The organism is Rummeliibacillus suwonensis (genome assembly GCF_007896435.1).
In the GTDB taxonomy this organism is placed as follows: Bacteria; Bacillota; Bacilli; order Bacillales_A; family Planococcaceae; genus Rummeliibacillus; species Rummeliibacillus suwonensis.
The window spans coordinates 899867-913865 of the sequence record NZ_VCBL01000001.1; the positions used below are offsets into that span (position 1 = coordinate 899867).

Below are 13999 nucleotides of genomic sequence, written 5' to 3' on the forward strand. Positions count from 1 at the left end.
GAAGAACAGAAAGTGTTTGGATTAGGTGGAAAAGATGTCGGGATTGACCTTGGCACAGCAAATACATTGGTATTTTTGAAAGGGAAAGGAATCGTACTCAGAGAACCTTCTGTAGTAGCGAAAAATACAAAAACTGGTGAAATCGTTGCGGTAGGTAACGACGCCAAAAATATGATCGGTCGTACACCAGGTTCAATCGTGGCTATTCGTCCGATGAAAGACGGTGTTATTGCAGACTTCGATATTACAACTGCAATGATCGAATATTATATGAGAGAAGCAATGAAAGCTTCTGGCGGTAACTGGAAAAAGCCAAACGTCATGGTTTGTGTGCCTTATGGCATTACATCCGTAGAACAACGTGCGGTGATCGATGCATCTCGTCAAGCAGGTGCGAAGGAAGCCTATACGATCGAAGAACCATTTGCAGCTGCGATTGGCGCAAATCTACCAGTTTGGGAACCAACAGGTAGTATGGTAGTAGATATAGGTGGCGGTACTTCTGAAGTGGCAGTGATCTCTTTAGGTGGTATTGTGACAAGTGAATCTGTACGTGTCGGTGGAGATGCAATGGATGCGGCTATTATTGCTTATATTCGTAAATCTTATAATCTCACTATCGGTGAACGTACAGCTGAAACGGTTAAAATGGAAATCGGTTCTGCAAGTACTGAAGGTCCAGAAGCAAAAATGGAAATCCGTGGTCGCGATTTGGTAACTGGACTACCAAAAACAATTGAAATTTCGTCTGTTGAAATTGTAGCTGCATTGAAAGAATCGATTGCGGCGATTATCGATGGCGTGAAAAAAACATTAGAACAAACTCCACCTGAATTGTCTGCCGACGTGATGGAACGAGGAATCGTGTTAACTGGTGGTGGCGCTTTACTGAAAAACTTGGACAAAGTAATTAGTGATGAAACAAATATGCCTGTATTTATCGCAGAAAACCCATTAGACTGTGTTGCAATAGGGACAGGTATGGCATTAGAACATATTGACCTAATGCGTCGTCACCAAACAAAATAAGGGGGATTAGACAATGCCACAGTTTTTCTCGAATAAGCGATTGATATTGCTGCTTGTCGGCGTAATCTTCTTAGTGGCATTGATTAGCTTTTCCTTACGCGATCGTCAAAACGCATCTCTTCCTGAACAAATTATCAAAGACACTGTCGGATTTGGACAATCCATTGTTGCCAAACCGGCAAGTTATATTACAGGATTTGTCAATAATGTAGATGAATTATTGAACACCTATGATGAAAACAAACGTTTAAAATCGCGCCTGGAAGAATTCGGAACATTACAAGCTAAAGTCAATGAATTGAAAGTTGAAAATGACAAGTTAAAAGATTTAGTTGGAAAAAAGGATGATTTACGTAACTTTGATCCGATTCAAGCAAATGTCATTGCACGTAATCCTGACCAATGGGAAGAAAAACTCATTTTAAATGAGGGCTCTATGAGTGGTATCAAAGTTAATATGGCTGTACTAACTTCTAAGGGCTTAATTGGTAAAATCGTTCAAACTACCCCTTATACGTCGCAAGTTGAATTACTATCAACCAATAACACAAATTATCGCGTATCTGCTGTTGTAGCCAATAAAAAGTCAGAAGCATTCGGCTTAATCGAAGGTTTTAATGCAAAACGTGGGGAATTGGTCTTAAAAAGAATTGATTCAAGTCTGCCTGTTAAAAAAGGTGATAAAGTGACAACTTCTGGTCTAGGAGGAATATTCCCTAAAGGCGTGTTAATCGGTGAAGTGACAAAAGTTTCTACAGATGATTTTGGTTTGACGAAATTAGCATATGTCAAACCGGCGGCTGATTTTTCTATGTTAGATCATGTTGTCATTGCGAAACGTCAATCTATCTCTGTTGATGGTTCAGATGGCAATGGTACAAATAAATCTATCACTACAGAAACTGGGGATCAGTAACAATGGTTAAATTTCTTATTCCGCTTGTAGCCGTTCTATTGTTTTTTTTAGAAACAGAGTTTTCGCTTTATTCTCCAATTGAATGGCACGGTCATTTATATTACCTAGTACCGAGATTTTTGATTCTTTACTTGATTTTCTTGTCTATTTATTATGATCGTAAACGTGCGATGTGGTACGGATTAATATTTGGGGTATTGTATGATATTTTTTATATTGATATTATTGGATTGTACACATTCTTATATCCATTTATTTGTTTTATAGCGGGTTATACAGTAAAATATATCCATCAACATCTAGCTATTACAACAGTCCTTTCATTGGTACTCGTAGCACTACTAGAGATCGTTTTACATCAATTTTTCTTATTGATTTCTTTTACTTCGGTTCCATTTACTGAGTTTTTAAACCAACGGCTGATTCCAACGATGATCGCAAACTCTATCTATTTGATCATGCTGGGTTGGACATTTAAATATTTGATAGAAGCTCGACTCTTTAAAGCAAATCAATCAACTTTATAATAGAGAAGCGTGAGGTGAAGCATTTGACAACTAAGCAACTTGTCTTAATCAAAGGTACAAAAGAGGGACTTGTGCTTCAGCTTGATGATCAATGCGCTTACTCTGATTTATTGGATGAATTAAAGCGTAAAGTCACTGAAGATGGTTTAGAAGGACAAGCAGAAGTAACGATACATGTGGGAAATCGATATTGTAATCAGGAGCAGTTAAAGGAAATTCTTCATATCGTTCAACAATCTAAACACTTAAAAGTTTCAAAGATTAAGAGTGATGTGATTACTGTAGAAGAATGTAATCAAAAGCTTTTGAAAAGTCAATCTGCAACTTACATAGGTATTGTACGTTCTGGACAAGAATTGAGAGCTGACGGTGATCTTGTTGTTATTGGCGATGTCAATCCCAACGGTAAAGTGATTGCTGGAGGTAGTATCTATGTCATGGGACGTTTAAAGGGAATGGCACATGCAGGCGTTGAAGGAAACCGTGAATGTGTAATTGCTGCTTCATGGTTAGAGGCCACCCATCTTATGATTGCCGATTTAATGGAATTGATGACCAATGAGGTGACCATTTTAGCGGAAAAACCAGAAATGGAATGTGCTTATATTCATCCGAACGGACATATTGCTATAGACCGCTTGCAGGATTTACGCATTTTAAGACCAAATTTATCGACATTTAAGGGAGGAAGCTAATGTGGGTGAAGCTATCGTAATTACTTCTGGTAAAGGTGGAGTAGGGAAGACAACTACTACTGCCAATTTAGGTACTGCATTGGCACTTCAAAACAAAAAAGTATGCTTAATAGATACGGATATCGGTTTACGTAACCTAGATGTCATTTTAGGTTTAGAAAACCGTATTATCTATGACTTAGTAGATACTGTTGAAGGGCGTTGTAAAATTCAGCAGGCACTTGTAAAGGATAAGCGATTTGATGATTTACTTTTCTTATTACCAGCTGCCCAAACCTCTGATAAAAATGCTGTAACACCGCAGCAAATGGCAAAGTTAGTGGAAGAATTGAAACTTGATTTTGACTATGTTTTAATTGACTGCCCTGCAGGAATTGAACAAGGTTATAAAAACGCTGTTGCAGGTGCTGATAAAGCAATTGTTGTGACAACGCCTGAAATTTCGGCAGTCCGTGATGCTGACCGCATAATTGGATTATTGGAAAAAGAAGAAATAGAACCACCAAGGCTAATTATCAATCGTATCCGACCTCAATTAATGAAAAATGGTGATTCAATGGATGTCAATGAAATCACGACACATTTATCGATCGATTTGCTAGGGATCATTCCAGATGATGAGCAAGTCATCCGTTCTTCTAATAAGGGAGAACCAATCGTTATGGAACCATCTACTCAAGCAGCGATTGCCTATCGGAATATTGTGCGTAGAATTTTAGGCGAATCTGTGCCACTGATGTCATTGGAAAATGAACATAAAGGTGTTTTTTCAAAAATTAAAGCTTTATTTGCTAAATAATAGGATACTACATAATGTGTAACAAGGTGCTAGCTGCTTAAAAGCAAGCCCTGTTCTAACAAGATAATTAGTTACTAGTTAAGTTAGTAAAGCTCTTCTCTATTATTTTAGAGATCAGCCATCATTTGTACGATGACAAGTGCCATTCATCATAATTGAATGGCGCTTTTTTTGTTTAAAAAGTTTTTTATGCACAGCTCTTGAATGCTATGGGAATTTCATAGACTTATGGGGAAAGAGAGACAATAAAACGTATTCTACATTATGAAATGGATTCAGGTGAATAATTTCATAGAAGGTATAAAACCTTTTTGAATGGTTTTCATCTCGACTATTGAAGTGTGATCGATAGTTGTACTGTTTGCAAGGGATGCCTCATAAACTGATAGAAAATGTAGTTTTGGGGTGGTAGTTCTTGAAAAAGTGGAAATTGACGCTATTCGTTGCAGTATTACTATTTACATTCATCGTATTAGAAAAAAAGCAAATACTAAATAGTCATGTAACGGATTATGTCTTATCAAATGATGACTTACTGATTCTCACGAATTGGACAAAGGAAGTATTCCAGGAGGAAGAAAAAGTAACAGTTATGGCGCCAGTAGCTGACTCACATATCGGAGAATACAACACGATGCAATCTTTTTCAAACGGAGTGCTATTATCTTACGATGAACCATTGACTATTTATGCAAAACATGACGGCTTTGTTATTTTCACAGGGCATACAAAATCACTTGGTAAAACAATGACGATTACATATGATACAGGTGAGCGGGTAACATATGGATTGCTAAAATCACTAGATTATTTGCCCTATACAACTATTAAGGAAGGAGAACCTCTAGCTACAATGGATTCGGGAACTTTCTATTTGCAAATTGAGCGTAGAGGCGCTATGTTAGATCCGGATTCTATAAAGGGTTGGCTTCAGTGATGAGGAAACTAAAGCTTCACCCCACACTTTTGCCATTGATTGTATGGTTAATCATTACGGGGCAGTTTGCTAATTATGCGTTATTATTTATTTCTTTATGCTTGCATGAATTTGGACATTTATTCGTTGCTTATGTCCTTCATGTGAAAGTAAAATCTTGCGTTATCATGCCTTATGGTGGGGAGATCCTTTATGCTACAAGGTGGCAAGTGACAAAAAGACAGCAATTTATGATTGCTCTAGGAGGTCCGATTGTCACGATGATCCTTTATGGGATTGCATTTTTCTTTCCGAAATCTTTAAGTGAGCCGTTTCAAGCCATACAGATTTTATTGCTTTTGATCAATATTTTACCTATTTGGCCTCTTGATGGCGGGAGAATGCTAGAAATACTATGGAGTGAAAAAAAGTCATTACAAACGACTAAAACGTCTTTTTTGCTATTATCCATGTCTTGTTGTGCAACATGTTTTGTTCTGGCTATATGGTATTTTCCACATTCCATCTTTTTTATGCTGATTCTGTTATTGCTTTTTGTTCAAAATATCAAGGCTTTTCGTTACAGAAAATATGAACAAGCTTTTGAAAACGTTGTGCTAAATAGGTTGACGTCATAGTTTTAGTGTGATAATATTTCTATGTTATGTAGCACCCGTGCTACAACCGCGCTGAAAAGGTTATAAGCATCCATCTGGATCACCTATTGAAGGCGAGTCTGAGACTTTTGAGGAGGTGCAGTTATGTACGCAATTATTGAAACTGGTGGTAAACAAGTTAAAGTAGAAGCTGGCCAAGAAATCTACGTTGAAAAAATCAACGCTGAAGCTGGTGAAACAGTTACTTTTGACAAAGTTCTTTTCGTTGGTGGCGAAGATGTTAAAGTTGGAGCTCCATTCGTTGAAGGCGCAACAGTTACAGCTAAAGTTGAAAAACAAGGCCGTGAGAAAAAGGTTGTTGTTTTCAAATTAAAAGCTAAAAAGAACTACCGTCGTAAACAAGGTCATCGTCAACCATACACAAAATTAGTTGTTGAAGCAATCAACGCTTAATAGTGGAGGGATTCGATGATTACAGTTAAGATTCATAGCGATGAAAACCGCAAATCTTATGGCTTTGAAGTTTCAGGTCATGCCTATTCTGGTGATCCTGGCCATGATTTAGTTTGTGCAGGCGCATCTGCTATTGCTTTTGGCACGGTAAATGCAATTGGACAAATCCTACAATTACAACCAGGTATTGAACAAGGCGAGAACGGAGGATTTTTATCCTGTGTGATCGATCAGGCAGATCTTGACGCTGAGGCTGATGCAAAACTGCAAATCATTCTTCAAACAATGGTGACCCAGTATTATACGATGGTCGCAAGTTATGGAGATTTTATCGAATTAAAATATAAAATGATCTAGGAGGTGGAACATATGTTACTAGTATCTTTAGATTTACAATTCTTCTCTTCTAAAAAAGGTGTAGGTTCTACTAAGAACGGTCGTGATTCTGAAGCAAAACGTTTAGGTGCTAAACGTGCTGATGGTCAATTCGCAACAGCTGGCTCTATTTTGTATCGTCAACGTGGTACTAAAATCTATCCAGGTGAAAATGTAGGTCGCGGTGGTGACGATACTTTATTCGCAAAAGTTGATGGCGTTGTTAAATTCGAACGCCTAGGCCGTGAAAAACGTAAAGTCAGCGTATACCCAGTTGCTCAAGAAGCATAATGAACGTGTATTAGATTTGTCTCATCAGTTTCTTTTGAGACGAGATCTTGCAAAAGCAGAGAGGCACGAATGTTGATTTAACAGCATTCGTGCTTTTTTGCTATTCTAAGTCATCTGGGAAAAACCTCCCTTTCTTTTCATCCATAATTGAGGGAGGAAAGTTCAATATTCTTTTGCTACAATTTACGAAAATCGAATTTTTTCTAATTAGAAGAAAATTTCTAGGGAAATTGGTATACTGTAAAATGAACATCTCATCGAAGGAGAGTGAACGATGATGAACGGAAATACACTCACCATAAATGAAGCGCTACGTTTTGCAAACCATGATTTTCTAAATCAACTTCAACTTATTAAGATTAATCTTGACTTAGGTAGGACAGATTCAGCTAAAACAGCTGTAGAAGAAATTACTGAACAATGTAAAACCTTTTTCAATATCAATAGATTGGGTTTACCAAAAACGATTGAATGGATTCATACATTAGGATGGCGTTATCAAAACTTCCATGTTGACATTCAGAGCATGATTGAACATGAAGTAAATCCAATTTTGGATGATGCGATTTGTAACTATTTGGAGAAATCTGTATTACATGTTTATTCATCACTAGATCCGTTTGTTGATCAACAACTATCATTACAAATCTATTCAACAGCAAGAAAATTCGAGATTTTGTTTCATGCAAAAGGACGTTGGGAGCAAAAAGATGTTTTTCAACAATCGATTCAACAGCCATTATTAGTGGTTGAAGATGACCAATTTTCAGAACAAGAATGGCAATACGTCATTTTAAACAACAAGGAGGGACTTTAATGTTTGTCGACCACGTAAAAATTTATGTTAAAGGTGGAGATGGAGGCAATGGTATGGTAGCCTTCCGCCGTGAAAAATTCGTGCCAAACGGTGGTCCTGCTGGTGGGGATGGCGGTAAGGGCGGTGACGTAGTATTCGTAGTTGACGAAGGTTTACGCACATTAATGGATTTCCGCTATAAACGCCATTTTAAAGCTAACCGTGGCGAACACGGCATGAGCAAAAACCAACATGGTAAAAATGCAGAGTCTTTATATGTTTCTGTGCCACCTGGTACTGTCGTAACAGACGAAGAAAACGGCCGTGTGATCGCGGATTTAGTAGAGCACGGTCAAAAAGTGGTCATTGCAAGAGGAGGACGTGGCGGTCGAGGCAACTCTCGTTTTGCTACACCTGCAAATCCAGCTCCAGAACTTTCAGAAAAAGGGGAGCCAGGACAAGAACTTAATGTTATATTAGAATTAAAAGTATTAGCTGATGTTGGTTTAGTTGGATTTCCAAGCGTTGGAAAATCAACTCTATTATCAGTTGTTACATCAGCAAAGCCGAAGATTGGCGCTTATCACTTTACAACGATCGTGCCGAACTTAGGTATGGTTCGTATTGATGATGGGAGAAGTTTTGTCATGGCTGATCTTCCAGGTCTTATTGAAGGTGCATCTGAGGGGATAGGCTTAGGCCATCAATTCCTACGTCACATCGAACGCACACGTGTCATCGTCCATGTGATTGATATGTCTGGTATGGAAGGTCGCGATCCATATGAAGATTATTTGACCATCAATAAAGAGTTAGAACAATATAATATGCGACTAACAGAGCGTCCGCAAATCGTCGTTGCCAATAAAATGGATATGCCAGATGCCGAAGAGAATTTCAAAGTGTTTAAAGATCAAGTAGGGGAAGATGTTAAGATTTTTCCGATCTCAGCTATTTCACGCCAAGGTTTAAAAGAAATGTTATTTGCAGTTGCAGATCTTTTAGATGAAACGCCTGAATTCCCACTCCATGAAATGGAAGATGAGGAAACAGATGCAACTGTTCTATACAAGCATGAGGCGAAAGGTGAAGATTTTGTTATCAGTCGTGACGATGATGGCGCTTACGTATTATCAGGCTATACCATTGAACGGCTATTTAAAATGACAGACTTTAGCCGTGAAGAATCAGTACGACGTTTTTCACGCCAATTACGTGGTATGGGTGTCGATGATGCACTACGTGAACGAGGTGCTCAAAATGGGGATACCGTTCGCTTATTAAAGTTTGAGTTTGATTTTATAGAGTAGTTAATCAGGGGGGAAAAAGATGAAAAATATTGCAGATCAACGCTATTATTTAGTACGCGAAGATGTATTAACAGATGCTATGCAAAAAACATTAGAGGCAAAGCATTTGTTACAAACCGGTGCTGTCACTTCTATTTGGGATGCTGTTAAGCAGGTAGATTTATCCAGAAGTGCGTTTTATAAGTATCGAGATGCTGTTTTCCCCTTCCACTCTATTGTACAAGAACGTATTTTAACAGTTTTTTTACAGCTAGAGGACCGCAAAGGAACACTAGCTCGACTTCTATCCACCGTAACAGATACGCATTGTAATGTACTAACCATCCATCAAACGGATTCCGATTCAAGGGCGGGCAAATGTTACACTATCACTTGATGTGACAGCAATGGATGTAGAGTTAGATGAGTTATTGCAAAATCTTAAGAAATTAGATTTTGTAGAGTCAGCAGAGGTTATTAGTTCAGGCGCGCTATAAGGGGGCATTTTCGAGTTGGTATCCGAAGAATGGAAAAATCGAGTGGCTTATTTGGGCCCAAAAGGTACATTTACACATTTAGCAGCACAAGAATTATTTCCAAATGAATGGATGATTCCATTTAGAACGATTCCAGAATGTATTGAAGCTGTAGCAGAAAGTCAAGTAGAATTAGCCATTGTTCCATTAGAAAACGCTTTAGAGGGTATTGTCCCATTGACCATCGATTATTTATATCATGAGGTCAATTTATACGTAGTGGGTGAAGTACTGTCACCAATTGAACAGCATTTAATGGTACATAAAAAGCAAGTAGCAAATTGGAAGAATATACAAGGCGTCTATTCTCATCCTCATGCATTAGCACAATGCCATAAATATTTGTATTATCGCTTTCGAGGTGTTCCACTACATCAGACTTCATCTACTGCAGCAGCTGCAAAATTTGTTTTTGAACATCCGGAAGAGTGTATTGCAGCAATTGGTAACTCCGCTGCAGCCGAGACCTATGATTTGGAAATTGTTCAACCTAAAATTCACGATTTTCATTTTAATCATACTCGTTTTGTTGTACTTTCAAGAAGTAATGGACGTATTGAATTAGCAGAACGAGAAGAACAGATTAAAACAACGCTTATGATCAAATTATCCAATGACCATTCTGGGGCATTGCATCAGATTTTATCAGTTTTTGCTTGGCGAAAAATTAATTTAAGTAAAATTGAATCACGACCTTTAAAAACAGGTTTAGGCGATTATTTCTTTATATTGGATTTGTTAGAAGATGAAAATGCTCCATTGATGAAAGGTGCTATGGAAGAATTAGCAGCACTAGGCTGTACGGTTAAATCGTTAGGAAGCTACTACACCTATAAACAACATTCAAAAAAAGCATCCAAATGATAAGGTGAAATTTCACCCAGTGGGAGCTTTTCCTCATTTCCTACTGGGTTGTTTGTTGGTCCAACCAGACCGTTATAGGTGGTGAGCCTCTGTTATATTGGAACGTTAGAGTAGCGGAAGCTTTACTGTCTGTTACTACCAGATTAATTGGTCTCAATATGGTTGATATTCATCATTCACGATGGTTAATCAGTAGCTTTGTCAATTATTGCAGTACTATTCATATGGAATTATAGAAGAGATGTTACATAGTAGGTGTACTTTATGTTCCTTATGCAACAACTCTTTTTTTAATCCTTTGAGAGTAAATAGCCTTTTTCTTTTAATCGTTTTTCGGCTAAGTCAAGTTGAGCTACCGTGGGGGCAGAAATGGTATGAAGATGTGCACCATCTGTCAATGCCATCAGTGGACTTGCATTTGTTTCCTGAAGTTTTTTCATAAATTGCTGTACCTCAAAACGATTTTTTACCATAATATTAGCTGTGATTTCTCCATAGACAGGATGTTCGACTGTAACATCCTTTACAGTGGTTCCTGCATCCACTAATGTATTTAATTCATCCTCGGTCTGTTCAGAAGTATGGTAAGCGGCGATCTGCCGTTCAAAATTTTGTACACTTGCTTGCTGATTAAAATAGAGATAGCCTTGACTCGTAGCGACAATTGGTTCATTCCTTGCTTTTAGTAAGGCAATGTCATTCACAATCACTTGTCTGGAAACATTCGTTCTTTTGGCGAATTCTGTTCCTGTAATGGCTTTTCCCTCTGTTTTCAATAAATTTAACAAAAATGTTCTACGTTCTTCCCCAAGTAATTTTTTCATAAATAACACCTCAAAATACAAGCATAAATAGTACTTCTCTATACATAGTGTAACATGAAACGAATACATAAAACCGCATTAAATCAATGCTTGAAGCCTGCTTTTTTATGAGTTAGCCCCAGTTTTAGCCCCATTTAGTGCTTGTTTGAATACTAAAACCGATTCTTTTTCGGTCTTTTTCATAACATGTCCATATACATTATAAATCATTTGAACGGTGTTCCCTAAGCGATCCGCAATTGCTTTTACATTAAAATCATTATTCAATAAGATGGTAGCGTGAGTATGCCGTAAACCATGTACATTTATCTTATGAATGCCCGTTCTTTTAATGGATTTTCTAATGATGTGTATGGGAATATGCTCTTTTATAGGTTCTGGCATGTCGCTGGAAATAAAAACAAAAGTTTCACCGGTTATTTTTTTACCGTCTTTTAGCAACTCTTTCTTACACCATTTTTTATAGTTTTCAAGTTGTACCATAACGATTTCATCAACTACAATAGTTCTATAACTATTCTTTGTTTTGGGTGTTCGTGATCCCTTATCATCACGAGTTCGTTCAACGGTAATTGTATGCTTTTTAAAGTCTATGTTTTTCCATTGAAGCCCCAATGCTTCACCGCGGCGAATGCCAGTATAAGCAAGCGTAAGAATCAAAGAATAGTTTGTGATATTTTCGTTTAGTTTAACATCATTCAATAAGATATTTAACTCGGCGGGTGTGAGAAAGTTATTTTTCACATCCGTTTCGTCATTCAATATGGCAACTTTCGTGAAGCGGTTCCGATCTAATATTTCATTTTCTACTGCAGCATTAACGGCTATTTTAAAAATCGTATGCCAAAGTCTAACGGTTCCACTTTTAAATTTGCCTTCCACTTTATGAATAAATTCACGTTCATACGTTATTTTATCGAGTTTTTGCAACTTGAAGTGGCTTAGATAGGTTTTTAATTGAGTACGTATTATCCATTCTCTTTGAATAGCGGTTCCAATTTTCCACTTCTTTTTGTTGGATCCATACCAAATATCAAGCCATTGGCCAACTGTCATATTTTCATATTCCACTTTTTTAGATCCGCCACTTAATAACTCGGCTTTTACTTGGAGCAGTGCTTTGATTGCTGCTTTTTCGGTAGCATAGCCGCTTCCCTTCTTCTCTTTGCGTTCGCCTAGAGCATTGTAGTATTTATGGCGAAATCCCCATAGAACACCCTTCGTTTTCGTTTCATAGCAATATACTTCTGCTTCTTTTTTTGATTTGATCTTTGTCACCTTTACCATTCCTTGACGAGTGTGTGAACGATATTTTCAAACAAATTGAAGCCTTAGAAGGTGAATTGTTAGAAAAAAGTTAGAACTTTCATTTCTGAAAGCTTATGAAAAAGGTATAGAAGACGGTTATAAGAATTATTCATATCCCAATGTACTCAAAAAAGAACATTTGATAGAAATTTTTCAAGCTGAATTATCGACTATAAATCGAATTGTAGCGCGTCCAATTTTCCAAAATTAATTGGTATTAGAGCCGTTATCCAAGAGATAAAGTTTTCGAATGGTTTGACCAACATACAGCTATCTTGGATAGGAATATAACTTAATTTGTACGGATATTAAATTAATCTAAAATGTTTTAAATAATATTGAAAAGGCACTTAATCATTACGATTAGTGTCTTTTTTTGCTTATATACGATCCCCATCTTCTAAGAAGAAGAATCCTTCATACTTTACATCCAGTGTTTTTGCGATTTCTTCTAAGTCTTTCTCACTGAAATTATCTCTACTCATTTTTTTAGACAAGTTTGGTTGCGAAGTACCTATTTTCTCTGCAAGTTGAGAAACATTCATTCCTTTTTTTATTAAAAGTATTTTTATTTTTTGAGCCATTGTCATATTATAAACCCCTCTCATATTTGTATTATAACATAAAATATATATAAAATATTATAAAATATAATAAAAAAGTTATTTTTGTTGAATGTATGATTTAAATAGAATAATATATAATTAATTAGTTATAAAAATAAGTAGAAAAGGAGGTTTCTCATAATGTGTGAATCAGTACCAACTTACATCTATGAAATTTGTCCGAAGTGTTACCCTAATTTGCTTGAAAAGACACTTGCCAAATTTACAGGTTAAGTAGAGAAGGTAGAGACTATCAATGGTAATAGTGAAAGAAATTTTTCAAAAGAGTACCTTTATACGTGTTGTATATGTGGATCTAAGTTTTGGGTGGCGAGAATTAGGAATTAGAACATGCGGCAAACATAGAGGAAACTGGTGGATTAAATAATAGGAGGGGGCAATGATAATTGGAACTTCAAGACTATTTTCAAGTGCGTTCAAAAGTGATTTTAGGTGTAGAAATAAAAGTAGAAATGTACATTGTTGTCACTTGGTGTGACACTAAAAAATTACGTCCATTCAAAAGCGTTTGTGTTTCAAAAGAGAAAGCCATTCACCTAATTAATGCTTATAAGCAAGTAGTTATGGAGGAAAATTATATACCGTATGTAGCAGCCGATTTTTTATGTGATTATTTTGGAATAAATAAACAAGGGAAGACAATAGAAGAAGTTGCTACAGAAATAAAAACAATAGCGAAAAAAAGAATGGAGGAAGCAGAGCATGAATAATTTATTTTCATTAGAAATTAGCGATACAAACAATGGGTTAGGGTTATTAGAAGGTGACGAGGTTATTGTGTCTACAATCGAGTAACCACAGGGTAATGGAGAGGATTTAGCGGTATTTGAAGTAGCTGGACAACGCTTTGTAAGTACATTCACACGCTTTGGCAATCAGATCATGTTGTTAGGTGAAAAATACAAGTTGTGAGGGAACATCAAGTAAAAATCATTGGTAAAGTAGTTGGCGGCAGTCATTTGAGCAAACAAAAGGCTCCTGCTGCAACAGGAGCATAAATTAATAAAACAAACATGGACCACTCAAAAAAGGTGGTCTTTTTTTATTGTATATCAAATTTATGATATACGCACTTCTGGAAATTATTTATAGTAAATACAGAAGGGGTGCATTATGGAAGAAACGCCTAGTTATTTTT

The 13999-nt window shown here is 36.8% G+C and carries 17 protein-coding genes, 1 pseudogene and 1 other annotated feature; of the genes and pseudogenes, 15 read left to right on the plus strand and 3 right to left on the minus strand.

Annotated features, from left to right (window positions below):
• Positions 1–12: 12 nt before the first annotated feature.
• The 14 genes and pseudogenes from FEU33_RS04120 to pheA all read left to right on the plus strand — a co-directional run bounded on the left by FEU33_RS04120 (position 13) and on the right by pheA (position 10103).
• Positions 13–1029 (plus strand): rod shape-determining protein, encoded by a 1017-nt coding sequence (locus tag FEU33_RS04120; protein ID WP_146548153.1) that lies wholly within the window; start codon positions 13–15, stop codon positions 1027–1029.
• A 13-nt stretch (positions 1030–1042) separates the two neighbouring features.
• Entirely contained in the window at positions 1043–1945 is a 903-nt protein-coding gene (gene mreC / locus FEU33_RS04125) for a rod shape-determining protein MreC (RefSeq protein ID WP_146548154.1), read from the plus strand.
• 2 nt (positions 1946–1947) lie between these two features.
• The gene (gene mreD / locus FEU33_RS04130; protein ID WP_146548155.1) at positions 1948–2472 is read left to right on the plus strand and encodes a rod shape-determining protein MreD; all 525 of its coding nucleotides are present in this window, start codon (positions 1948–1950) and stop codon (positions 2470–2472) included.
• Positions 2473–2495: 23 nt separating this feature from the next.
• Positions 2496–3167, plus strand: coding sequence for a septum site-determining protein MinC (gene minC / locus FEU33_RS04135; protein WP_146548156.1), 672 nt, complete (start codon positions 2496–2498; stop codon positions 3165–3167).
• A gap of 1 nt (position 3168) precedes the next feature.
• Entirely contained in the window at positions 3169–3966 is a 798-nt protein-coding gene (gene minD / locus FEU33_RS04140) for a septum site-determining protein MinD (protein WP_146548157.1), read from the plus strand.
• Between the two features lie 415 nt (positions 3967–4381).
• Entirely contained in the window at positions 4382–4903 is a 522-nt protein-coding gene (locus tag FEU33_RS04145; protein WP_146548158.1) for a peptidoglycan DD-metalloendopeptidase family protein, read from the plus strand.
• Positions 4903–5520: a site-2 protease family protein gene (locus tag FEU33_RS04150; RefSeq protein WP_146548159.1), complete on the plus strand. Its 618-nt coding sequence runs from the start codon at positions 4903–4905 to the stop codon at positions 5518–5520. Before FEU33_RS04145 ends, FEU33_RS04150 begins: the two co-directional genes overlap by 1 nt.
• A gap of 34 nt (positions 5521–5554) precedes the next feature.
• Positions 5555–5630, plus strand: a sequence feature (ribosomal protein L21 leader region).
• 13 nt (positions 5631–5643) lie between these two features.
• Positions 5644–5952, plus strand: coding sequence for a 50S ribosomal protein L21 (gene rplU, locus FEU33_RS04155; protein ID WP_146548160.1), 309 nt, complete (start codon positions 5644–5646; stop codon positions 5950–5952).
• 15 nt (positions 5953–5967) lie between these two features.
• A complete protein-coding gene (locus FEU33_RS04160; protein WP_146548161.1) occupies positions 5968–6309 on the plus strand; it encodes a ribosomal-processing cysteine protease Prp in 342 nt (113 codons plus the stop codon).
• A gap of 12 nt (positions 6310–6321) precedes the next feature.
• Positions 6322–6618, plus strand: a complete 297-nt coding sequence (gene rpmA / locus FEU33_RS04165; RefSeq protein WP_146548162.1) for a 50S ribosomal protein L27 — start codon at positions 6322–6324, stop codon at positions 6616–6618.
• Positions 6619–6892: 274 nt separating this feature from the next.
• Positions 6893–7435 carry a Spo0B domain-containing protein gene (locus FEU33_RS04170; protein WP_146548163.1) on the plus strand — a complete coding sequence of 181 codons (543 nt, stop codon included), beginning with the start codon at positions 6893–6895 and terminating at the stop codon, positions 7433–7435.
• Positions 7435–8724: a GTPase ObgE gene (gene obgE / locus FEU33_RS04175; protein ID WP_146548164.1), complete on the plus strand. Its 1290-nt coding sequence runs from the start codon at positions 7435–7437 to the stop codon at positions 8722–8724. Before FEU33_RS04170 ends, obgE begins: the two co-directional genes overlap by 1 nt.
• A 19-nt stretch (positions 8725–8743) precedes the next feature.
• Positions 8744–9200, plus strand: a pseudogene (locus tag FEU33_RS04180) (ACT domain-containing protein).
• 15 nt (positions 9201–9215) lie between these two features.
• The gene (gene pheA, locus FEU33_RS04185; protein WP_146548165.1) at positions 9216–10103 is read left to right on the plus strand and encodes a prephenate dehydratase; all 888 of its coding nucleotides are present in this window, start codon (positions 9216–9218) and stop codon (positions 10101–10103) included.
• Positions 10104–10393: 290 nt separating this feature from the next.
• Here the strand turns inward: pheA and FEU33_RS04190 are convergent, their stop codons facing one another.
• The 3 genes from FEU33_RS04190 to FEU33_RS04200 all read right to left on the minus strand — a co-directional run bounded on the left by FEU33_RS04190 (position 10394) and on the right by FEU33_RS04200 (position 12825).
• Positions 10394–10927, minus strand: coding sequence for a transcription repressor NadR (locus tag FEU33_RS04190; RefSeq protein ID WP_186725719.1), 534 nt, complete (start codon positions 10925–10927; stop codon positions 10394–10396).
• Positions 10928–11032: 105 nt separating this feature from the next.
• On the minus strand, positions 11033–12214 hold the full coding sequence (locus FEU33_RS04195) for a tyrosine-type recombinase/integrase (protein WP_146548166.1): 1182 nt from the start codon (positions 12212–12214) through the stop codon (positions 11033–11035).
• A gap of 401 nt (positions 12215–12615) precedes the next feature.
• Entirely contained in the window at positions 12616–12825 is a 210-nt protein-coding gene (locus FEU33_RS04200; protein WP_146548167.1) for a helix-turn-helix transcriptional regulator, read from the minus strand.
• Between the two features lie 422 nt (positions 12826–13247).
• Between FEU33_RS04200 and FEU33_RS04205 the strand changes: the two genes are divergently transcribed.
• Positions 13248–13571, plus strand: a complete 324-nt coding sequence (locus tag FEU33_RS04205; RefSeq protein WP_146548168.1) for a hypothetical protein — start codon at positions 13248–13250, stop codon at positions 13569–13571.
• Positions 13572–13999 lie beyond the last annotated feature (428 nt).